Annotated in this window: 19 protein-coding genes; 9 read left to right on the forward strand and 10 right to left on the reverse strand. The window is 29.2% G+C overall.

Going from position 1 to position 23324, the window contains the following annotated elements:
- The first annotated feature begins 107 nt into the window (after positions 1-107).
- Positions 108-3440, forward strand: coding sequence for a transcription-repair coupling factor (gene mfd / locus Q0731_RS08810; protein ID WP_299062831.1), 3333 nt, complete (start codon positions 108-110; stop codon positions 3438-3440).
- Positions 3441-3737: 297 nt separating this feature from the next.
- On the opposite strand, the gene Q0731_RS08815 is transcribed toward mfd, so the two are convergent.
- Positions 3738-4499, reverse strand: coding sequence for a LytTR family DNA-binding domain-containing protein (locus tag Q0731_RS08815; protein ID WP_299062833.1), 762 nt, complete (start codon positions 4497-4499; stop codon positions 3738-3740).
- Position 4500: 1 nt separating this feature from the next.
- On the reverse strand, positions 4501-6393 hold the full coding sequence (locus Q0731_RS08820) for a histidine kinase (protein WP_299062835.1): 1893 nt from the start codon (positions 6391-6393) through the stop codon (positions 4501-4503).
- Positions 6394-6570: 177 nt separating this feature from the next.
- Here Q0731_RS08820 and lepA point away from each other — a divergent pair, with 177 nt between their 5' ends.
- Positions 6571-8367, forward strand: a complete 1797-nt coding sequence (gene lepA / locus Q0731_RS08825) for a translation elongation factor 4 (RefSeq protein ID WP_299062839.1) — start codon at positions 6571-6573, stop codon at positions 8365-8367.
- Between the two features lie 333 nt (positions 8368-8700).
- Here the strand turns inward: lepA and Q0731_RS08830 are convergent, their stop codons facing one another.
- Positions 8701-9396, reverse strand: a complete 696-nt coding sequence (locus Q0731_RS08830) for a zinc metallopeptidase (protein WP_299063064.1) — start codon at positions 9394-9396, stop codon at positions 8701-8703.
- Positions 9397-9493: 97 nt separating this feature from the next.
- Between Q0731_RS08830 and Q0731_RS08835 the strand changes: the two genes are divergently transcribed.
- The 6 genes from Q0731_RS08835 (at position 9494) to Q0731_RS08860 (ending at position 13853) form a co-directional block, all read left to right on the forward strand.
- The gene (locus Q0731_RS08835) at positions 9494-10540 is read left to right on the forward strand and encodes an asparaginase (RefSeq protein WP_299062842.1); all 1047 of its coding nucleotides are present in this window, start codon (positions 9494-9496) and stop codon (positions 10538-10540) included.
- 201 nt (positions 10541-10741) lie between these two features.
- Entirely contained in the window at positions 10742-11464 is a 723-nt protein-coding gene (locus tag Q0731_RS08840) for a MotA/TolQ/ExbB proton channel family protein (RefSeq protein WP_299062844.1), read from the forward strand.
- 8 nt (positions 11465-11472) lie between these two features.
- Positions 11473-11937 carry a hypothetical protein gene (locus tag Q0731_RS08845; protein WP_299062847.1) on the forward strand — a complete coding sequence of 155 codons (465 nt, stop codon included), beginning with the start codon at positions 11473-11475 and terminating at the stop codon, positions 11935-11937.
- A 4-nt stretch (positions 11938-11941) separates the two neighbouring features.
- Positions 11942-12562, forward strand: coding sequence for a biopolymer transporter ExbD (locus Q0731_RS08850; RefSeq protein ID WP_299062850.1), 621 nt, complete (start codon positions 11942-11944; stop codon positions 12560-12562).
- 21 nt (positions 12563-12583) lie between these two features.
- Positions 12584-13048 (forward strand): biopolymer transporter ExbD, encoded by a 465-nt coding sequence (locus Q0731_RS08855; RefSeq protein WP_299062853.1) that lies wholly within the window; start codon positions 12584-12586, stop codon positions 13046-13048.
- A gap of 127 nt (positions 13049-13175) precedes the next feature.
- Positions 13176-13853, forward strand: a complete 678-nt coding sequence (locus Q0731_RS08860) for a porin family protein (RefSeq protein WP_299062856.1) — start codon at positions 13176-13178, stop codon at positions 13851-13853.
- Here Q0731_RS08860 and Q0731_RS08865 read toward each other — a convergent pair.
- The 3 genes from Q0731_RS08865 to asnS form a co-directional block, all read right to left on the reverse strand.
- Positions 13848-14402, reverse strand: a complete 555-nt coding sequence (locus tag Q0731_RS08865; protein ID WP_299062859.1) for a hypothetical protein — start codon at positions 14400-14402, stop codon at positions 13848-13850. The two genes, Q0731_RS08860 and Q0731_RS08865, sit on opposite strands and share 6 nt — an antisense overlap.
- 44 nt (positions 14403-14446) lie before the next feature.
- Positions 14447-15907, reverse strand: a complete 1461-nt coding sequence (gene rpoN / locus Q0731_RS08870) for an RNA polymerase factor sigma-54 (protein ID WP_299062860.1) — start codon at positions 15905-15907, stop codon at positions 14447-14449.
- A 74-nt stretch (positions 15908-15981) separates the two neighbouring features.
- Entirely contained in the window at positions 15982-17415 is a 1434-nt protein-coding gene (gene asnS / locus Q0731_RS08875; protein WP_299062861.1) for an asparagine--tRNA ligase, read from the reverse strand.
- A gap of 125 nt (positions 17416-17540) precedes the next feature.
- Here asnS and Q0731_RS08880 point away from each other — a divergent pair, with 125 nt between their 5' ends.
- The gene (locus Q0731_RS08880; protein WP_299062863.1) at positions 17541-18590 is read left to right on the forward strand and encodes a hypothetical protein; all 1050 of its coding nucleotides are present in this window, start codon (positions 17541-17543) and stop codon (positions 18588-18590) included.
- A gap of 8 nt (positions 18591-18598) precedes the next feature.
- On the opposite strand, the gene Q0731_RS08885 is transcribed toward Q0731_RS08880, so the two are convergent.
- The 4 genes from Q0731_RS08885 to pyrH all read right to left on the reverse strand — a co-directional run bounded on the left by Q0731_RS08885 (position 18599) and on the right by pyrH (position 23309).
- Positions 18599-19327, reverse strand: coding sequence for a LuxR C-terminal-related transcriptional regulator (locus Q0731_RS08885; protein ID WP_299062865.1), 729 nt, complete (start codon positions 19325-19327; stop codon positions 18599-18601).
- A 216-nt stretch (positions 19328-19543) separates the two neighbouring features.
- Positions 19544-21922, reverse strand: a complete 2379-nt coding sequence (locus tag Q0731_RS08890; protein ID WP_299062868.1) for an efflux RND transporter permease subunit — start codon at positions 21920-21922, stop codon at positions 19544-19546.
- Between the two features lie 94 nt (positions 21923-22016).
- Positions 22017-22571: a ribosome recycling factor gene (gene frr, locus Q0731_RS08895; protein WP_299062869.1), complete on the reverse strand. Its 555-nt coding sequence runs from the start codon at positions 22569-22571 to the stop codon at positions 22017-22019.
- Between the two features lie 27 nt (positions 22572-22598).
- A complete protein-coding gene (pyrH, locus tag Q0731_RS08900) occupies positions 22599-23309 on the reverse strand; it encodes a UMP kinase (protein ID WP_299062873.1) in 711 nt (236 codons plus the stop codon).
- Positions 23310-23324: the final 15 nt, after the last annotated feature.

Below are 23324 nucleotides of genomic sequence, written 5' to 3' on the forward strand. Positions count from 1 at the left end.
TTGTATAATTCATAAAAGTACACAAATATATTGTAATATTTAATAAATAAAAGCAGTTGGTGGTTTTTTACTGATATACACCTTACATTTGCACAAAATTTAGCAAGTTGAGCAAGCAGAATATTGTAAACCAATACCAAAAATCTGCGAATGTTTCGCAGATAATTACAAAGCTTCAACAAGACAAAAGCCATTTTCAAATATCGAATTTGGTGGGTTCTTCGTTGTCTTTTGTGATTTCTGAAAGTTTTAAAAAAGCAGACAAACCTTTTCTTTTAATTTTTAATGATAAAGAAGAAGCAGCTTATCATTTAAACGATTTAGAGCAGCTTTTAGGTGAAAAAAATGTGCTTTTTTACCCAGGTTCTTACAGAAGACCTTATCAAATAGAAGAAACAGATAATGCAAATGTTTTGTTGCGTTCTGAAGTTTTAAATAGAATAAATTCTCGTAAAAAACCTGTTGTAATTGTAACTTACCCAACTGCTTTGTTTGAGAAAGTAGTTACTAAAAAAGAACTCGATAAAAGTACCCTAAAAGTAACTGTTGGTGAGAGTTTATCTTTAGATTTTGTGAACGAAGTTTTATTCGAATACAAGTTTAAACGGGTAGATTTTGTTACTGAACCAGGAGATTTTTCTGTGCGTGGAGGAATTATAGATGTTTTTTCTTTTTCTAATGATGAACCTTACAGAATAGAATTTTTTGGCGATGAAATAGATAGTATTCGTTCTTTTGACTTAGAAACACAATTGTCTAAAGAAAAACTAAAAAAAATTGCAATTATTCCAAATGTAGAAAACAAAACTTTAAATGAAAATAGAGAGAGTTTTTTAAAATACATATCTTCTAAAACCGTCGTTTTTGCAAAAAACATCGATTTAATAAAAGGGAATCTAGATAAATTTTATCAAAAAGCAAATGATGCGTTTGATGAATTATCCAAAGAAATAAAACATGCAAAACCAGAAGAACTGTTTAGTGATGGCGATTTTATTTTAAAGGAATTACAAGAATTTACTTTGGTAAGTATTAGAAATAATAATGCTGATGAAGAATACGAAATAAAATTCAACACCATTCCTCAACCTTCTTTTAACAAACAGTTTAATTTATTAATAGATAATTTAGAGGAATATCACAAAGCAAAATTTACCAATTACATTTTTTGTGCAAACGATCAGCAAGCAAAACGTTTTCATGATATTTTTGATGATGCAGAACAAGAAGTGCATTATGAAACTGTTGTTTTTCCATTATATCAAGGGTTTGTAGATGTAGATAATAAATTAGTTTGTTACACAGATCATCAAATTTTTGAACGTTATCATAAATTCCGTTTAAAAAACGGATATGCAAAAAAACAAGCAATTACACTTCAAGAATTAAATAAACTAGAAATTGGCGATTATGTAACACACATGGATCATGGAATTGGAAAATTTGGTGGTTTGCAAAAAATTGATGTACAAGGTAAAAAGCAAGAAGCTATTAAATTGGTTTATGGAGAAAGAGATATTTTATACGTAAGTATTCACTCGCTTCATAAAATTTCTAAGTTTAATGGTAAAGATGGTAAAGCACCTAAAATATACAAATTAGGTTCTGGTGCTTGGAAAAAAATCAAACAAAAAACAAAAGCTAGAGTTAAACATATTGCGTTTAATTTAATTCAATTATATGCAAAAAGAAAGTTACAAAAAGGGTTTTCTTATGGACCAGATACTCATATTCAGCACGAGCTAGAAGGTAGTTTTATGTATGAAGATACACCAGACCAATTTACTGCTACGCAGGATGTAAAAAACGACATGGAAAAAGAACAACCTATGGACAGGTTAGTTTGTGGCGATGTTGGTTTTGGTAAAACAGAAGTTGCTGTAAGAGCCGCTTTTAAAGCAGTAGATAATGGCAAACAAGTTGCCATTTTAGTACCAACAACAATTTTGGCTTTTCAACATTATCAAACTTTTACAGAACGTTTAAAAGATTTTCCTATTAAAGTAGATTATTTAAACCGATTTAGAACTGCAAAACAGAAAACTGCTGCAATTAATGGTGTAAATGATGGTTCTGTAGATATTATTATTGGCACACATCAACTTACAAACAAACGTTTAGAATTTAAAGATTTAGGGCTTTTAATTATTGATGAAGAACAAAAATTTGGCGTTGCTGTAAAAGATAAATTGAAAACTTTAAAAGAAAATGTAGATACGTTAACATTAACTGCAACACCAATTCCTAGAACTTTGCAATTTAGTTTAATGGCTGCCAGAGATTTATCAGTCATAAAAACACCACCACCAAACAGACATCCAATAGAAAGTAATGTAATTCGTTTTTCTGAAGATGTAATTCGTGATGCTATTTCTTATGAAATTTCTAGAGGTGGACAAGTATTTTTTATTCATAACAGAATAGAAAATATCAAAGAAGTTGCTGGTTTGTTACAAAGGTTGGTGCCATCTGCAAAAATAGGAGTTGGTCATGGACAAATGGAAGGTAAAAAACTAGAAGCATTAATGCTTGGTTTTATGGCTGGAGATTTTGATGTTTTGGTTTCTACCACAATTATAGAAAGTGGTTTAGATGTGCCAAATGCCAACACAATTTTCATCAACAATGCCAATAATTTTGGCTTGAGTGATTTGCATCAAATGCGTGGTAGAGTTGGTAGATCTAACAAAAAAGCGTTTTGTTATTTTATAACACCTCCTTATCACATGATGACAGATGATGCCAGAAAACGTATAGAAGCTTTGGTATTGTTTTCTGATTTAGGAAGTGGAATTAACATTGCCATGAAAGATTTAGAAATTAGAGGAGCAGGAGATTTATTAGGTGGTGAACAAAGTGGGTTTATAAACGATATTGGTTTTGATACGTATCAAAAAATATTACAAGAGGCAATAGAAGAATTAAAAGAAAATGAGTTTGCAGACTTATATCCTACAGACAATTCTAAACCAAAAGAATATGTAAAAGAGGTAACTATAGATACCGATTTTGAAATTTTGTTTCCTGATGATTATGTCAATTCTGTTACAGAAAGATTAGCCTTATATAATAAATTAGGCAATTTAGAAAAAGAAGAAGAATTGCAAGTTTTTGAAACTGAAATTAAAGACAGATTTGGAGAATACCCAACACAAGTAGAAGATTTACTCGATTCTGTTCGTATAAAATGGTTGGCTAAAGAATTAGGTTTAGAAAAAGTAATTCTAAAACAAAAACGAATGATGGGTTATTTTGTAGCCAATCAACAGAGTGATTTTTATCATACAGAAGCTTTTAGCAGAATGTTAAAATATGTGCAACAGAATCCTAAAAGTTGTGTAATGAAAGAGAAAGAATCTAAAAACGGATTACGTTTGTTAATTACTTTTATTAGAATTGATTCTGTTAAAACTGCTCTAAGTATTTTACAAAAAGTATAGAATTATTATTGAAGTTATTTCTAGTTTCAAATTTGTTTTGAGTGGAGTAGGAAGTTTTTAATCTGTTTTTTATTTGTTTGTTTTGTTTTGTGATTTTTAGAAATTAATCATGTAAATCGTACTCAGTTTTGTTATTCCGTAGGTTTTTTTGCGTTTTACTAATTCTTACGTTAGATGCTTAAAGCGTGACAAACGTTGTGAAAACTCAACTTTATGTGATTTCTCTTGTGGTTGAAATGACAAAACTCTTTGGAAGTAGCAACTTAGAATGATTTTGAATATAAAGTATCAGTTTCTTTAAACACCTATCCATTTTTTAATAACCTCATTATAACTTCTGCCAGAAGTAACACTCGATTGTTTTTTATTTTTTAAAGTGATGATAAATCGGCTATTAAAATACTTCTGAATATCGTTTACAAAATCTTTATTGATAATAATGCCTCTATGAATTCTTAGAAAATTATCGGGTAATTTAGTGGCTAAAGTTGCTATGGATTCGTTGCTTAAAAAAACACCTGTCTCAGAATTGATATTTACATAGTTATTGTCAGCTTCAAAAAAGGCGACTTCATCTAACTTTATAAAAATAAGTTTATCGTTTTTCTTTGTGGTTATAGAAGTCATTTTTTTGACTTCCTTTCTACTCGAAATTTCTTTTAAAACGGTTAAAATTTCTTCTGACGATTTATTTTTATCAAACGTTTTTAATTTCTCGACTGTTTTTTTTATCCTTTCTAATTTTACAGGTTTTACCAAATAATCGATGCTATTGGTTTCAAAAGCTTCCAAGGCATATTGGTCATAAGCAGTACAAAACACAACAATTGGTATGGTTTTTAATTGTGCCAACAAATCGAAACCTGTTTGCCCTGGCATTTCTATGTCTAAAAAGATAATATCTGGGTTTTGTTGGGCTATTTTTTCTTTGGCTTCTGTTACATTTTTTGCTGAATCAATAACATTAAAAGTTTCTGGAAACGCTTTTAACAAGTTTTCTAATCCTGCTCTTGCAGGTGCTTCATCATCTATAATAAGGGTTGTATAGGGTTTGCTCATGTTATACTGTTTCTAGAATTGTAATGGTAATTATTTTTTTGGGTGTGTTTGTCCAATTTAAGGAAGCATTTTCGCCATAACTCAATCGTAATAAATCATACACAGTTTGCAAACCATGGCCACTAACCAAACCTTCTGGGAAATTTGGCCCATTGTCTGAAACTGAAATTTTAAGCTCGTTTGCAATTTTATCAATTTTTAAACCGATTTTTCCTTTGCCTTCATTTTGAGAAATACCATGTTTTACCGCATTTTCTACCAAAGGCTGAATTAAAAATAACGGAATTTCATAGTTTTCAATTTCATTATCAACCTTAATATTAAATTGTAAACGCTCTCCAAAACGAATTTTTTCAATCTCTAAATACGATTTTACCATTTCAATTTCATCTTTAATAGTACTCATTTTTTTATCTTTTCTGTTGATAGAATACTTAAATAAATCTGATAAAGAATGTGCCATTTTTTGCGTTTTTATAGCATCAATTGGTGCTAAACTTGCAATAGAATTTAAAGAATTGTATAAAAAATGTGGGTTTATTTGGGATTGTAAAGATTTTAATTCGGCCTTAGCTTTTAATTCTCTTAGGTTAGAAAGTTTGGCTTCGTTTTCTATGATTAGGTTACGTTCTTTAAAAATGAAGTAACTTATTAAGGCTCTTAATGAAGCGATAATCATTAACCCTAAAAATAGATAAGATAAAGTGGTATAACCTCCTTGATGATTTTGATTCTCTTTAATAGTTAAAATTACTATCACCAAAATTATTACAAATGGCAACATACCAGTTGATAAGAATATTAAACTGGTTTTAGTAGTAATATTAACTCGTGTTTTTTCAATTTTCTGCTCTAAATATCGAAATAAAAATAAAAAAGGAAAACAAAATAAAGAAACTACAAAAGTTGTAAATACAGTATCAAACCTTACTATTGAAAATCCAAAACTTCTTGGAGTTCTTAAATGATCAAAAAATGATACAGAAAAAATAATAAGAATATCTAAAAAACAAACAGCAATTAAACTTACTAATAAAAATTTAATAAAGTTATTATTTAATTTTTTGTCTGTATAATTTTTAACTTTAGACGTAAAAAACAGAAACAGTAGAAACAGTAATAATAAAGGTACAAAAACAACTGCTATAGGATTACTTACCCACCACAACTGTTTATTCCTACTTATAATTTTATAATTTTCTATTTTTTCTAATACTTCTTCTTTAAACTGCGTATCAGCAAGTTTTAATTTCTCTTCAAAATCACTTTTATAAATTTCAGATATAATTTTTAAATCATTGTCTGTAAGATGATAATTTTTTCTATCAAAAGCTTCATATCTTCTTGAAAAAATATTAAATCCACTATCTTTATGAGGTGTTTTAAAATTACCATAGAAAAGTATTTTTGCAAATGACAACTCTATCTCCTTAATAGTTTTGTTGTAATTTTTACCTTTATAATGTATAATTTGCCCGTAGACAATTTTTTTAGCTTCATTATTAAGTTTTCTACTTCTTGTAGTAATATTTGGAAGATTATCTATCCATCTTGGAGTTTTAAAAGCTATATCATTATCTTGTAGAAATTTTATTTCGAAATTTGCTTTTTTGTTTTGAGAAAAAGTAATTGAAACGGTTTCAGTAACACTATCTAGTTTTTTTAAGGTTTTAGAAATTTGAAGAGAATCTTTAGAAGTGTAATTTCCTTTAAGTTTTACCCTAATACTATCCTTCCATTTTACAATACCTCTTTCAAACAAAGGTTCTGACCCAAATGAAATAGCAATTTCTAAAATATCTACCCAAGGTTTTTCTGGTAATTTAATACTTTCTTGAGCATAACAATAATTTCCAAAAAACAGAAACAGTAATAAGTAAAGGATTTTTTTCATCTGTGGTAAATTTAATATTTATACCACAAAAGAACATACATAACAAGTTTTAAAAAATGCTTTTCTTGTCAACTGCAAAAAATAGCTGTCAATTGCAATAATTAGATAGTTTTAGGTATTTCATTCACAAAGTTATTTACCTATCTTTGTCAGTTAAACGCAGTTAGAAAACGAAGTATGAAGAATATTAGAAACTTTTGCATTATTGCACATATAGATCATGGTAAAAGTACATTGGCAGATAGACTGTTAGATTACACTGGCTCTGTTACTGCTCGTGAGCAAAAAGCACAGTTATTAGACAATATGGATTTAGAGCGTGAACGTGGAATTACCATAAAAAGTCACGCCATTCAGATGGATTTTGAGCACAAAGGAGAAAAATATATTTTAAATTTAATTGATACTCCTGGTCACGTAGATTTTTCTTATGAAGTTTCTCGTTCTATTGCTGCTTGTGAAGGTGCTTTATTAATTGTTGATGCTGCACAAAGCATACAAGCACAAACCATTTCTAACTTATACCTGGCTTTAGAGAACGATTTAGAAATAATACCTGTACTAAATAAAGTAGATTTACCAAGTGCAAACCCAGAAGAAGTAACTGATGATATTGTAGATTTATTAGGTTGTGACCCAGAAGAAGTAATTCACGCTAGTGGAAAAACAGGCTTTGGAGTCGATAATATTTTAGCAGCAATAATAGATAGAATTCCTGCTCCTAAAGGAGATCCAGATGCTCCATTACAAGCCTTAATTTTTGATTCTGTTTACAATTCTTATCGTGGAATTGAAACCTATTTTAGAGTTTTAAACGGAGAAATTAAAAAAGGGCAACGTATAAAATTTATGGCAACAGACAATGAGTATTTTGCTGATGAAGTAGGTACTTTAAAGTTAGAGCAAGTTGTTAAAAAATCTGTTAAAACAGGCGATGTTGGCTATTTAATAACAGGAATTAAAACAGCAAAAGAAGTAAAAGTAGGAGATACTATTACAGATGCTGTAAACCCAACTACAGAAATTATTGATGGTTTTGAAGACGTAAAACCTATGGTTTTTGCAGGGATTTATCCTGTGGACACAGAAGATTTTGAAGAATTGCGTTATTCTATGGAAAAACTGCAATTAAATGATGCTTCTTTGGTGTTTGTACCAGAAAGTTCTGCGGCTTTAGGTTTTGGTTTTCGATGTGGATTTTTAGGAATGTTACACATGGAAATTATTCAAGAACGTTTAGAACGTGAGTTTAATATGACGGTTATTACAACTGTACCCAATGTTTCTTACCACGCTTATACAAAGAAAAATCCAGACGAAATATTACTTTTAAACAATCCTACAGATTTGCCAGATCCATCTAGGTTAGATAGAGTAGAAGAGCCTTATATTAAGGCTAGTATTATTACAAAGTCAGATTTTGTTGGGCAAGTAATGAGTTTGTGTATCGAAAAACGCGGGCAAATTACCAATCAAACTTATTTAACTACAGAAAGAGTAGAGTTGAGTTTTGATATGCCTTTGGCTGAAATAGTTTTTGATTTTTACGATCGTTTAAAAACCGTTTCTAAAGGTTATGCTTCTTTTGATTATTCACCAATTGGCATGAGAGAATCGAAGTTGGTTAGAGTTGATGTTTTATTAAATGGAGATCCTGTAGATGCGCTTTCTGCTCTTTTACATGCAGACAATGCTTACACAATTGGTAAAAAAATAGTTGAAAAATTAAAAGAATTAATACCAAGACAACAATTTGATATTCCTATTCAGGCAGCCATTGGAGCAAAAATCATTGCACGTGAAACCACTAAAGCATTGCGTAAAGATGTAACAGCAAAATGTTATGGAGGAGATATTTCTAGAAAGCGTAAACTATTAGAAAAGCAGAAAAAAGGGAAGAAAAGAATGCGACAAGTTGGTAATGTAGAAATTCCACAAGAAGCATTTATGGCTGTTTTGAAATTGAACGACTAGCTAATGGGGTTGCATAGAATCTAGTTTTTTTGAAAACAAAATACAAGACTTAATAGATATACTACAAACCTTTTTAAGAAATTAAGAAGGTTTTTTTATGCGAGTCATTACACATAAAGCTTTTTCAGCTTTATGTGTAATCTCTTTATTGATTTATAGTTTGCTTCATATCTCACAATTAACATTTTTTTGTCAGCATTTTAGTTCATCCTGCGAAAGCAGTAATTATTAGTAATGTAAATTTAGAGGTTATAGAACTAAAAAAACACTTTCGAGTTTAATCAAAAGTGTTTTTTTTAATATTTTTTGACAAAAAAAAGTATTTTGAGATGTTTAATCTCTACTAGCCATTAATTTTAAAACCCAATAAGCTAACATTGCTAAAGAACCCAAAGCAGCAACTAAATAAGTTCTTGCAGCCCATTTTAAAGCGTCTTTAGAGCCAACAAATTCTTCTCTGTTTACAATGTTTTTATTTTTTAACCAAGCCAAAGCCCTGTTACTTGCATCATATTCTACAGGTAATGTTACAAAACTAAATACGGTTGCCATTGCCATTAATACAACACCCGCTAATAAAACCCAGTAACCTAGGCTAGATGCAGCACCTAAAACCAAACCTCCCATCACTAAATATTGAGAAAATTTAGAAGATATATTTACCATTGGCACTAATTGAGAACGCATTGTTAACCATTTGTAGGCTTGTGCATGTTGTACAGCATGCCCAACTTCATGAGCAGCAACTGCAGCAGAAGCAGCATTTCTTTGATTGTAAACAGATTCACTTAGGTTTACCGTTTTATTTTGTGGGTTGTAATGATCTGTTAATTGCCCAGGAGTAGAGATTACTTTTACATCAAAAATACCATGATCTGCAAGCATTTTTTCTGCAATTTCTGCACCACTCATTCTGTTACTTAACTGAATTTTAGAGTACTTTTTAAATTTTCTTTTTAAAGTATTACTAGCTAACCAGCTAAAAAGTGTAATTACACCAATAATAATGTAATATTCCATTCCTATCATCATAATTTATATTTTTAAGATTTATGTTTCATTTTTGTTTGATAAATTTACAACATAAAGTATTCCAATTTATATTTTTAGATAAAAAATTGACAAAATGGCAAAAAAAATTTCAATATTACTTGTATACACAGGTGGAACAATTGGTATGATTAAAGATAAAAAAACGAATGCTTTAAAGCCTTTTAATTTTAGTCAAATTGTTGCTAAAATCCCAGAATTGGAACAATTAAACTGTACTATTAAAAGTATTTCTTTTGATAAACCTATAGATTCTTCAAACATGAATACTGTCTATTACAAGGATATTGTTGAAATTATTGAAAAAAATTATAAAAAGTTCGATGGTTTTGTAATTTTAACAGGTTCAGATACCATGTCTTATGCTTCTTCTGCCGTTAGTTTTATGTTAGATAATTTACAAAAACCAATTATTTTTACAGGTTCTCAATTGCCAATAGGAGATCTAAGAACAGATGCAAAAGAGAATTTAATTACTGCTATTGAAATTGCAAGTACCTATAAAAAAGGAAAACCAGTTATATCTGAAGTATGTTTGTATTTTGAATACAAACTCTACAGAGCAAATAGAACCACAAAAATAAGTGCAGATCAATTTGAGGCATTTGCTTCTATGAATTTTCCTCCATTAGCAGAAAGTGGTGTGCATCTTAAGTTTAATGAGCATTTAATTCATCAACCAAAAAATAAAGAGCAAGCGTTAATAGTTCATAAAAATTTAGTGGATGAGGTTGTAATTTTAAAATTATTTCCTGGTATTTCTATCCTAGTTGTAAAAAGTATCTTAAATATACCAAATTTAAAAGGAGTTGTGCTAGAAACTTATGGTTCAGGGAATGCATCAAATTCAGAAGATTTTATCAATTTACTAAAAGAGGCAATTAAAAAGGGAATTAAAATAATCAACGTTACACAATGTAAAAGAGGAGCTGTTATGATGGGGGATTATGATACAAGTCTGTTGCTTAAAAAAATAGGTGTAATTAGTGGTGGAGATATTACAATAGAATCTGCAATTTCTAAATTAATGTATTTGCTTGATAAAAAATTATCTGACAGCGATTTTAATAAAATGTTTAAAAAATCTATTAGGGGAGAGATTACCAATAATATTGATTTTTAAATCTATAATTGAAGAAAAGAATATTTAGTATACAAATAGATTTGTTTTTTTTTTCAATCTTCATTTATTTTTTGTTACTTGGCACTCTCAAAAAAATGATTTGAAGTAAAACTTTTTTAAAGTTCTTTTTTTAAATTGTTTTTTTAAAATGAAATTATATATCTTTAACCCGTTAACAATTAAAAATTAATTATAACTAAGATGAAAAAAGTAGTAAATGTTTTATCTGTAACAGGATTTATGTTTTTTGGAGCTATTCAATCAACTTTCGCTCAAGAAGCAGTAGAAGAATCAAGAACTTTTCACCAAGAATTAAAACTTCGTTTTATTGAAGGTGGTCCAGAATTTATGGGAATTGTATTATTAGCCTTAATATTAGGTTTAGCAATTGCTATAGAAAGAATTATTTATTTAAACATGGCAACAACTAATACAAAGAAATTAGTAGCTAGTGTAGATGATGCATTAAGTTCTGGTGGTGTTGAAGCTGCAAAAGAAGTTTGTAGAAACTCAAAAGGACCTGTGGCATCAATTTTTTACCAAGGTTTAGATAGAGTTGATGAAGGAGTTGAAGCAGCAGAAAAGGCAGTAGTTTCTTATGGAGGTGTACAAATGGGGCTTTTAGAGAAAAATGTATCTTGGTTATCGTTATTTATCGCTTTAGCACCAATGCTTGGGTTTATGGGTACTGTAATTGGTATGATTGATGCCTTTGATAGAATTGCAATTGCAAATGATATTTCTCCAGCAGTTGTTGCAGGTGGTATTAAAATTGCATTATTAACAACAGTATTTGGTTTAATTGTTGCAATTATCTTACAGATTTTATACAACTACATCGTTTCGAAAATAGATAGTATTGTAAATAATATGGAAGATTCTTCTATTCAATTAATAGATTTATTAGTAAAATATAAAAAATAATAACAATTATGAAAAGTAATAAAATATTAAATATTTTAATTGCATTAATTGCTATTGTTGGAGCTTTCTTATTTATCAGAATCTTTATGCAAGATTCAGATTTATTGCAAACTGATGGAGCTTTACAGAACAAAGTAATTAGTCCAATTGTATATTTTTCTACTTTCTTATTAATTGCTGCTATTGTAATTGCAATTGGGCTTTCATTATGGAGCTTATTAAGAAATCCAGAAAATTTAAAAAAGACATTATTAGGTCTTGCCGTTTTAGGTTTGGTATTAATTTTTGCTTATTTTTTAGCAGATAGTAATGCTGTTTTAGACACCCAAGGTAAGGTAATACCTAATGGAGGAGAACCAGGGTCATCTGTTAACAAATGGGTGGGTACTGGTATATGGTACAGTCTTGCATTAGGTGCTGTTGCACTTGGTTTTTTTGTAATAGACTTAGGTAAAGGATTAATAAAATCATAATAGTATGGCAAGAAGAGAGAATCCAGAAATTAATGCAGGTTCTATGGCAGATATTGCCTTCTTGCTATTAATCTTTTTCTTAGTAACAACTACCATGAATGTAGATTCAGGTGTTTCTAAGAAATTAGCAGAAAAACCACCAGAAGATTATGTACCTCCAATTATTAAAGAGAAGAATATTTTTGAGGTAAATATCAATAGAAATAATGAGCTTTTAGTTGAAGGCGAAAGAATGGAAATTGAAGATCTTAAAGAAGCTGCTATTGCTTTTATAGATAATGGTGGTGGTATAGGTAAAGTTGAAGAAGGTGTTGCTACAGGACCTTGTACTTATTGTAAAGGAGAAAGAAGTGAGTCTTCTTCAGATCATCCTAACAAAGCAATTATTTCTGTACAGAGTGATAGGTTAACAGAATATGGAATGTATTTAACAGTACAAGATCAATTGTTAAGAGCTTATTCTGAGTTAAGAAATAGGTTGAGTATGGAAAAATACGAAATTCCTTTTGTTGAGTTAGAAGAGGCATATAAAGACGATAAAGATAACGAAATATTAAAACAAAGGGTTGAACGTATAAAAACGAGCTATCCTCAAATTATTTCGGATGCAGAACCAACAAATTAATTTTTAAAAAAGTTTAACAATATGTCTAAATTTAGAAAAAAGAAAAAAGGAATGCCAGCTGTTAATACTGCTGCACTACCAGACATCGTATTTATGTTGTTATTTTTCTTCATGGTAACTACTACCATGAGAGAAACTGATTTAAAGATTGAAAACCCAAGATTACCTTCTGCAACAGAAGTTAAAAAATTGGAACATAAAAGTTTGGTAAGTACTATCTATGTAGGTAAATCTAATGATGTTGCTAGACATGGTACAAGCTATAACAGAATTCAATTAAATGATAAAATAGCTTCTGCAGATGAAGTACCTGCATTTATTATTAATGCAAGATCTAAAGTTTCTGAAGCTGAAGTGCCATTTATGACTACTTCGATTAAAGCAGATAGAGAATCTAGTGTAGGTGTAATTACTGATATTAGATTGAAATTACGAGATGTAAATGCACTTAAAATTAGTTATTCTGCTGCTGGGAAATCAGATTAATAATAACTTAGTTTTTAAACATAATAAAGGATAATTCGTAAGAGTTATCCTTTTTTTACGTTTTCTTTTTTTGAAGTTACAATCTTGGGTTTGAAAAATTGTATCTTTATAAAACATTAAATTAAATATGAAAATAGTTTTTACTCTTTTACTTTTCTTAACTGCTGTATCAGTAACTTTTGCTCAAAAAGACTCTTTAAAACTAGGAGATAGATATGCAGATGATCAAATTTATGCAAGTATTTCTTATGCTCAGTTTTATAACCAACCTACGCCAATATTTAAAAGTAATTTTTCTTATTCGCTTTCATTAGGTTTTATTAAGGATTTTATACTAAACAAAGAAGGTACAATTTCTGTTGCTGGTGGCGTTGGTTATGGTTTCGATTTTTTTAATCATAAATTAAAAGTGCAAGAAATTAATAATACAACTATTTTTAGTAGTGATGCTGCTATAAGCAGCAACCTGTTTCAATCTCATAATTTAGAGTTTCCTTTAGAGTTTAGGTGGAGAACTTCTACAGCTAATAAATATGATTTTTGGAGAATATATGGAGGAGTGAAATTTCTATACAACATGTCTAATCAATTTCAATTTGATGATACAAATGGTGCTACTTTCAACTATAACAATATTTCAAATTACAATAAATTACAATATGGTCTAACACTTTCTGCAGGTTATGATGAATTTAATTTTAATATTTTCTATGGATTAACACCTGTTTTTGAAAATGCGACAATTAACGGAGAAGAGATCAATTCTAAAATCTTAAAGTTTGGAATGATTTTTTATTTTTTATAAAAAGTAAAAAACAAAAACAGGACTTATAAAGCCTAAAAAAAATCCCAAATATACTTCTTTATGTGTATGTGCTTTTAAATGCAATCTTGCACTTGCTAAAAGCCCAGAAATTAAAAATCCAGATATAATTAGCGCAATTAAATTTTGATTGTAAATAGTATTCATTACAAAAAAGAAACCAGTTGTAATACCTAATGATAATAAATGGATACTTGTTTTTATAGAAAATGTAAATAATATATAGATAATTACTAAACCAATAGAGGTTCCATAAAAAAGAATTCCTAACTCATATAAATTTGTAATACCTCTTAATGTATTGCCTAATAAATAGAACAGTACTATCATTATTGCTACAGGAATTTTTCTTTCTCTAATACTTTCTGCCTTAAAAGAGGTAATTAATTTTAACCTTTTAAATAGAATTAAAATAAACAAAGGTATGATGTAAGTTGCTATAAATATTAAACTTAAAACAGCGAGCCTTTGTTTACTATCTAAATTATTGGGTAACAATATAAAGTATAACAATGAGCCAATTGTAGGCATTACAATGGGATGTAATATTACTGATATGAATTTGTAAAATTTCACTAAATTTCTTTACGTAAACGAGCTACAGGTAAATCTAACTGTTCTCTATATTTTGCGACTGTTCTTCTTGCAATAGGATATCCTTTTTCTTTTAGAATAGCCGCTAATTTTTCGTCTGTTAAAGGTTTTTTCTTGTTTTCTTCTGCAATTACAGTCTCTAAAATTTTCTTTATTTCTTTGGTTGATACATCTTCTCCTTGATCATTTTTCATAGACTCAGAGAAGAATTCTTTAATTAGTTTAGTTCCATAAGGAGTTGATACATATTTGCTATTGGCAACTCTAGAAACTGTTGATATATCCATATTAATTTTATCAGCAATATCTTTTAAAATCATGGGTTTTAACTTTCGTTCATCACCTGTTAAAAAATACTCTTGCTGATATTGCATAATGGTATTCATGGTTACTAAAAGTGTTTGCTGACGTTGTTTAATAGCGTCAATAAACCATTTTGCCGCATCTAATTTTTGTTTGATAAAGAACACTGCATCTTTTTGAGATTTACTCTTTGTATTAGATTCTTGATACCCTTTAAGCATATTGTTATACTCTCTAGAGATATGTAATTCTGGTGCATTTCTAGAGTTTAAAACTAAATCTAACTCTCCATCAATTAACTTAATTGAAAAATCGGGTACTATTTGTTCTGCAATTTTATTATTACCAGCATAAGAACTACCAGGTTTAGGATTTAATTTTGAAATTTCTGTATTTACCTCTTTTAATTCATCTTCAGAAATACTAAATTTTTCTTGTAGTTTTTTGTAATGTTTTTTTACAAAATGATCAAAGGCATCTTCTAAAATAGCAATTGCTAAAGCTCTTATTTTGTTACTTTCTTTTCTTTTTAGTTGAATAATTAGGCATTCTCTTAAATCTCTTGCACCAACACCAATAGGGTCTAATGTATGAATAACTCTTTTTAAAATAGAAATTACCTTTTCTTCGGTTGTGAAGACATTGGCTGTAAATGCTAAGTCATCTACCAAATCTATAATTTCTCTCCTAATGTAGCCACTATCATCAATACTACCCACTAAAAATTCTGCTATAAGTAACTCTTCATCATCAAAATTATAAGTGTTTAATTGATTTTTTAAAGATTGATGAAAGCTTGTTCCTGCAGCATAAGGCACATTTTTTTCTTCATCATCTGCAGAGTAATTGTTTGCTTGCGTTTTATAGTTAGGAATTTCATCATCACTTAAATATTCATCAATATTAATATCTTCTGCCTCAATCTTTTCTGTTCCTGCATCATCATCAAATTCGTTAGACAAATCATCATCTATAGCGTCAGATTCGTCTTTGCCAGTATCTAATGCAGGGTTTTCTTCAATTTCTTGTTTTAAGCGTTCTTCAAAAGCTTGTGTAGGCAATTGAATTAACTTCATCAACTGAATTTGTTGAGGAGATAGTTTTTGAAGTAATTTATAGTTTAAACTTTGTTTTAGCATATATACAAATATAAGAAATAGGTTAAAATAAAAACACCATTCAAAATAGAATGATGTTTGTTGTGTTAACTTATTTAAAATTCAGCATTTTGAGGAGTTCTAGGAAAAGGAATTACATCTCTAATATTATTCATTCCTGTGGTAAATTGCACTAGTCTTTCAAATCCTAAGCCAAAACCAGAATGCACAGCTGTTCCAAATTTTCTTAAATCTAAATACCACCACAATTCTTTTTCATCAATATTCATGGCTTTCATTTTATCAACTAAAACATCATAACGTTCTTCACGTTGTGCACCTCCAACCATTTCTCCAATACCAGGAAACAAAACATCCATTGCTCTCACTGTTTTTCCATCATCATTTAAACGCATGTAAAAAGCTTTAATATCAGCAGGATAATCAAATAAAATTACAGGGCATTTAAAATGTTTTTCAACCAAATAACGTTCGTGTTCAGATTGTAAATCTGCTCCCCATTGATCAATAGGAAATTGAAATTTTTTCTTTTTGTTTGGTTTTGAATTTCTAAGTATATCAATAGCTTCTGTGTAGGAAACTCTTTTAAAATTATTATCTGCTACAAACCTAAGTTTTTCTAACAAACTCATCTCACTTCTTTCAGCTTGTGGTTTGCTTTTTTCTTCTTGGGTTAAGCGTTGGTCTAAAAAAGCTAAATCGTCTTTACAACTTATTAAAATTGAGTTTAAAACAGACTTAATAAAATCTTCTGCCAAATCCATATTGCCATCTAAGTCCATAAAAGCAACTTCTGGTTCAATCATCCAAAATTCTGCTAAATGACGGGTAGTATTTGAGTTTTCTGCTCTAAAAGTTGGTCCAAAAGTGTAGGCTTTTCCTAAAGCCATTGCAAAAGTTTCTGCTTCTAATTGCCCAGAAACTGTTAAACTGGTTTCTTTACCAAAAAAATCTTTAGAATAGTCAATTTTTCCATCTTCAGTAATTGGTGCTTCGTTGTCTTTAAAAGTGGTGGCTCTAAACATTTCTCCAGCTCCTTCTGCATCTGTACCAGTAATAATTGGTGTATTTACATAATTAAAATCTCTTTCTTGAAAATATTGATGCACTGCAAAAGATAGTTTAGAACGAACACGCATTACTGCACTAAAAGTATTTGTTCTTACACGTAAATGTGCGTTTTCTCTTAAAAACTCAAAACTATGTTTTTTAGGTTGTATAGGATATTCATCTGGGTTAGAATCGCCCAAAATTTCAATTTCAGAAACTTGTATTTCTACAGATTGTCCTTTTCCTTGGCTTTCTGCTAATGTTCCTTTTACAGCAATTGCTGCCCCTGTTGTTATTCTTTTTAAGGTTTCTTCTGGTGTGTTTTCAAAATCGATGACACATTGTATGTTGTTAATGGTAGAACCATCATTTAAGGCAATAAAACGATTGCTTCTAAAAGTTCTAACCCATCCTTTTAATTGTACTTCTTGTAAAAATGAATCTGCTTTTAAAATTTCGGCTACGTTTTTTGTTGTCATCCTTTTTGTGTTTTGTTACTAACAATATTACTGAATTGTAAAGATACTTTTTTGTGCTAAAATGGGCAACGATCAATTCTGAATAAAAATAGAAAATTATTATTTTAAATCGCTATATTTAAACCATGAAAAAGACAAAAAGCATTCCGTTTAAAAGAATATTACAACAATTAAAAGCAGACTTAATAGGGAAAGATTCTCACAGAGGGGTTACTTTAACTTATGCTTGGTTAGCAAATCAATTTGGACATATTGCATTGGGTTTTATTCCTACATTTTTAGTGTATTATTTTGCTAATATTGATGCACTAAAAGCAGCTTTGTATGTTTCACTTTTTTGGTTTTTATTTGAATTGTATAATTTTTTAGGACCCTTACTTAGTAAAAAAGAATCTAGTTCTGATGTTGTTTTTATACAAAAAGAAAACAACTATATTTTTAAACCTAAATGGTTAAATGTTGCTTATGATACCTTTACAGATGTTTGCTTTTTTATATTAGGTGCTTTGTTATTTACGCTTTGCATTCATCAATTTAATAAGGTTAATGTACTTATTTTACTTAGTGTTCTAGCTATTTATCTTGCAATTGCTACTAAATATTGGTATGTAACTAAAATGTATCAATTTTATGCTCGTTTTCCTTTTCAATTTAGATTAAGTCAATGGGATTTTAAAATTACTGCTGATGATAAATTAAAGGTTGATAACTTTCTAAGTGTAAATACCACAGGAAATCATTTATTAGTCTTTGGGTCTTTAGGTGCAGGTAAAACAAGTTTAGGTGTTGGTATGTTAAATGAATTAAGCATAAAAAATAACAGTTGCTTGTATGTAAACGCTATAAAAATGTTTAATTACTTTTTTAAAGATGAAGATGATGTTTTAGAAGCACATGAAATATGGAATTGGAAAACGGTAGATTTTTTAATGATTGATGATATAAACCCAAGTGAACCCATACAAGATGAATTGGTTTCGCCCACAAAACTTTTAAGTTTTATAGATACTTTAAAACCAGTAAATACAAAAAATAGAGCGTTATTAAAAAACAAAAATATTATTTGGATTCTTGGAAATAATCAACCTTTAGCTATTCAAGAAAAGGACAAATGGAAAAAGATGTTGTTAAATGTTGGTGTAGAAGGGAAAAAAATTTCAATTATAAATTTATAAATAATCTCTTATAATATATGATTATCATAAGCAAAACTAATTAGGTGGGGCAAACTTTTTACACCGAATCTCTTGTATAATGGAATAATTCTTTTTTCAATAGCAGATTGACTGACATTTAATTTTTCTGCAATTTCTTTAAATGCATATCCTTTTGATGCCAACTCTAAAGCTTCTTTTTCTTTTCTAGAAATACCTAGTTCATTAAATAGTTGTTCATTTAAGCTTTCTTCAAAACCAGATGTTATTGGGCCATAAGCTGCATATTGCATTATATTGCCTAGTTTTCTTGAGTGTATTCTTTCAGAAACTCCAATAATTTCTAAAATATTGCCATTATAAGATTTGTAAACACCAATTCTAGAAAACAAAGGAATGATTTCTCCGTTTTTATGAATCTTTTCAACCTCTATAGTAAAACTGTATTTATCTAAATCTACTTTAATGTTTTTTAAATATTGTAAGCCTTTGTCATTTAGTTCATTCGAAAAATTAGCATGTCTTTTTGAGGTGCTACTAATAATTTTTAAGAGTGTAATATCCTCATCTTTAATACCTAGTAGGTCTTCCCATCCGTTTGCAAATAACATTCTATTTTTTTCAAAAGAATATATGTAAGAAGCTTGCCCAATAAATTGAGGTACTTTTTCTTTATACTCTTTATAAATAGCAGTATTAGAATCCATAGGTATATCAGAAACCCTTTCTCTAGTATATTTTCCAAAATTATCTTTCATAATTGCAATATTACTGAAAAACTGCGTGAAAACACAGTTGACTATTACCAAATACTAGCTTAAATTTGAATATTATCTAACCGAACAAGAAAAATGGGAAAATTGCTGTGAAAAAGAATTTTATTTTTTTTGTAAATTAAAGTTGAGATAAGTTATCCCCTAAAATTTATTTCAAACTAAAACCTTTGCTATTTTAAATAGTAAAGGTTTTTATTTTTATGATTTATCTTCTTTTTCATCTTCGATAGGGAAAATTTTTAAAGAAGGTTCTTTAAAACTCTTTTTATTTGCTATCTTTTTTTCGAAAGTTAGTAGTAATGAAGGTAAAAGCAATAAGTTAGATACCATTGCTAATAACAAGGTTATAGAAACCAACCCACCTAATGCAATTGTACCACCAAAATTAGAAAGAGTAAAAGTTAAAAAACCAAAAAATAATACAATAGAAGTATAAAACATACTAACGCCAGTTTCACGAAGTGCTGCATAAACAGATGGTTTTATTTTCCATTTATTAGTAATCAATTCTTGTCTATATTTTGCTAAAAAGTGTATCGTATCATCTACAGAAATACCAAAGGCAATACTAAATACTAATATTGTTGAGGGCTTTATAGGTACTCCTAAAAACCCCATTAATCCTGCTGTGATTAAAAGAGGTAACATATTTGGAATTAAGGATATAAAAATCATTTGTGGAGATCTAAACATCCAAGCCATAAAAATCGCAATTAATATAATGGCTAGTGATAAAGAAATCACTAAGTTTTTAATTAGGTAATTTGTACCTTTTATAAAAACCAATGCTTTACCAGTTAAAGAAACATCATATTTTTCTGATGGAAATTCTTTTGCAATAACTGCCTTTAATCTTTCTTGAATAACATCCATTTTTTCAGTACCAATGTCTTTCATAAAAGTTGTTATTCTAGCATAACGACCTGTAGAATCTACAAAGTTTTTAAGCATGCCAGCTTCACTATTAGAATTTTTAGTGTAGGCAAAAATATAACTTTGTTCTTGGCTAGTTGGTAGTTGATAGTACTTAGGGTTTCCTTTGTAGTAAGCTTGTTTAGAGTATTTTACTAAGTTGGTAACAGAGATAGGTTTAGAAAGTTCTGGAAAAGTTTCAATGGCTTCATTTATTTTCTCCATTTTTTTTAAGGTAGATAAATTCATTACTCCTTTTTCCTTTTTTGTATCAATCAAAATTTCTAAAGGCATGATACCTCCAAATTCATTTTCAAAGAATTTGATATCTTTATAAAACTCAGTGCTTTTAGGCATATCTTCTATTAAACTGCCAGAAACTTTAATTTGATAGACGCCAATTATGCTTAAAACAATTACAAAAACTGTGGCAAAATAAATGGTTATTCTTTGGTTTTTAACCATTTTTTCCATCCAATTTACTACGTTCTCAATCCACTTTGTTTCCAAATGATTTAAGTGTTTTTTCTTTGGAAGTGGCATAAAACTATATAGAATAGGAATAATTAGCAATGCCAAAATAAAGATACTTATAATGTTTACAGAAGCTAAAATACCAAACTCCCTCAACAAATTACTTTTTACAAAAACAAAGGTTGCAAAACCAGATGCAGTTGTAATATTAGTCATTAAAGTAGCATTACCTACTTTAGAAATTACACGTTGTAAAGCTTTTGCTTGTTGCCCGTGTTTTTTTATTTCTTGTTGATATTTATTGATTAAAAAGACAGCATTTGGTACACCAATTACAATAATTAAAGGAGGAATTAAAGCAGATAAAACTGTAATTTCATACCCGAACCAACCAATAAATCCAAAAGCCCATATAACACCAGTCATTACTACTAAAAGCGTAATAAAAGTTGCTCTAAAAGACCGAAAGAAAAAGAAAAAGATAATGGCTGTTATGCCTAAAGCTCCACCAACAAAAAGGGCAATTTCATTTTGTATATTTTGTGCGTTTAATGTTCTAATATAAGGCATACCAGATACCCTAACATTTACATCATTCTCTTTTTCGAACTCTTTTATAATAGGTATTAATTTATCAAAAACAAAAGTTTTACGTTTGGGTGTATTAATAATTTCTTTTTTGATGTAAATGGCAGTTTGTAATGTCCCTGTTTTTTTGTTGAATAGTAAATTATCGTAAAAAGGCAGTTTCTCAAAAAGTTGTTTTTTGATATTTTGAACTTCTATAGCTGTTTTAGGGTCTTTTTCGTATAAAGGTTCTAGTACAAACTTTCTGTTTTTTCTATCTGCTTTTAATTTTTGCACATCAGCAATAGAAAGCGTAAAATCTACTTCTTGTAAGCTATCAAATTTTTTAACCAAATTATTCCAAGCATTAAATTTTGTAGCTGTAAAAACAGTAGCATCTTTTATACCAAGAATTACTAGGTTGCCTTCTTCTCCAAAAATATCTAAGAATTGGTTGTATTGTAAATTTGCTTCATGGTCTTCTGGTAATAGATTCGCTTCAGAATATGAAAACTTCATATATTTCATTTGCGATGCTAACAAGCCTGTAATGATTGCAATACCTAGTAAGACTAAATACCTGTTTCTTAATATGATACCTGCAACTTTGGTCCAGAAATTCATTGAGTAAAATTTACGTAAAGATAATTAATTGTGTGTTTTTGTAAATAAAAAGAGAGTGTTGTAAAACACTCTCTTTTATTATTTTTTGGTTTTATTAAACCTTCATAATTTCTACTTCTTTTACAGCTAGTTTTTCATCTATCTGTTTTACAAAAGTATCTGTTAAACTTTGCACACTTGCTTCTGCATCTTTTTTTAGATCATCAGAAATGTCTGTTTTTTTAATTTCGTTATTTGCGTCTTTACGAGCATTTCTAATACCTACTTTAGCATGTTCTGCTTCAGCTTTTGCTTGTTTAGCTAAACCTATTCTTCTTTCTTCTGTTAATGGAGGAACGTTGATCATAATAATATCTCCATTATTCATTGGGTTAAAACCTAAATTTGCAATTTGAATTGCTTTTTCAATAGGTTGTAACATGTTTTTTTCCCAAGGCTGTACAGATATTGTTCTTGGATCTGGAGTATTTACGTTTGCAACTTGGCTTAAAGGTGTTTGTGATCCATAATAATCTACCATTACATTAGATAACATTGATGGTGTAGCTTTACCTGCTCTAATAGTTCTTAATTCTTTAATTAAATGCTCTATAGCATTGTTCATAGCTTCTTTAGCACTATCTAGAATAAATTCAATTTCTTCGTTCATCTTTGGTAAATTTTAATAATAATCTAACTATTGTGTATCAACTATAGTACCAATTCTTTTGCCAGAAATTAATTTTTGTAAATTTCCATTGGTATTCATATCAAAAACAATAATTGGTAATTTGTTTTCTTCGCTTAACGTAAATGCAGTCATATCCATTACTTTTAAACCTTTTTTAATAACGTCTTTAAAAGTAATTGTTTCATACTTAATGGCATTTTTATCTTTTTCTGGATCTACATCATAGATTCCATCTACACGAGTTCCTTTTAAAATAGCATCTGCATCTATTTCTATAGCTCTTAAAACTGCAGCAGTATCTGTTGTAAAATAGGGGTTTCCTGTTCCTGCACCAAAAATAACAACACGTCCTTTTTCTAAATGGCGAATAGCTTTCCTTTTAATATATGGTTCTGCTACTTCTTTAATTTCTAAGGCAGTTTGCAAACGGGTTTTAACACCTGCATCTTCTAATGCACTTTGCAAAGCTAAGCCATTAATACAAGTTGCTAACATACCCATGTGATCTCCTTGCACACGATCCATACCATTTGCAGCTCCTGCAACACCCCTAAAAATGTTTCCACCACCAATTACTATGGCAATTTCTATGTTTTTAGCTACTACTTCTTTTATTTCTTGTGCATATTCTGCAAGACGTTTAGGGTCTATACCATATTGTCTATCTCCCATTAATGCTTCACCACTTAGTTTTAAAAGAATTCTTTTGTATTGCATAGTTTATTTTAAAAG

The sequence above is a fragment of the uncultured Polaribacter sp. genome (assembly GCF_947497695.1).
GTDB lineage: Bacteria > Bacteroidota > Bacteroidia > Flavobacteriales > Flavobacteriaceae > Polaribacter.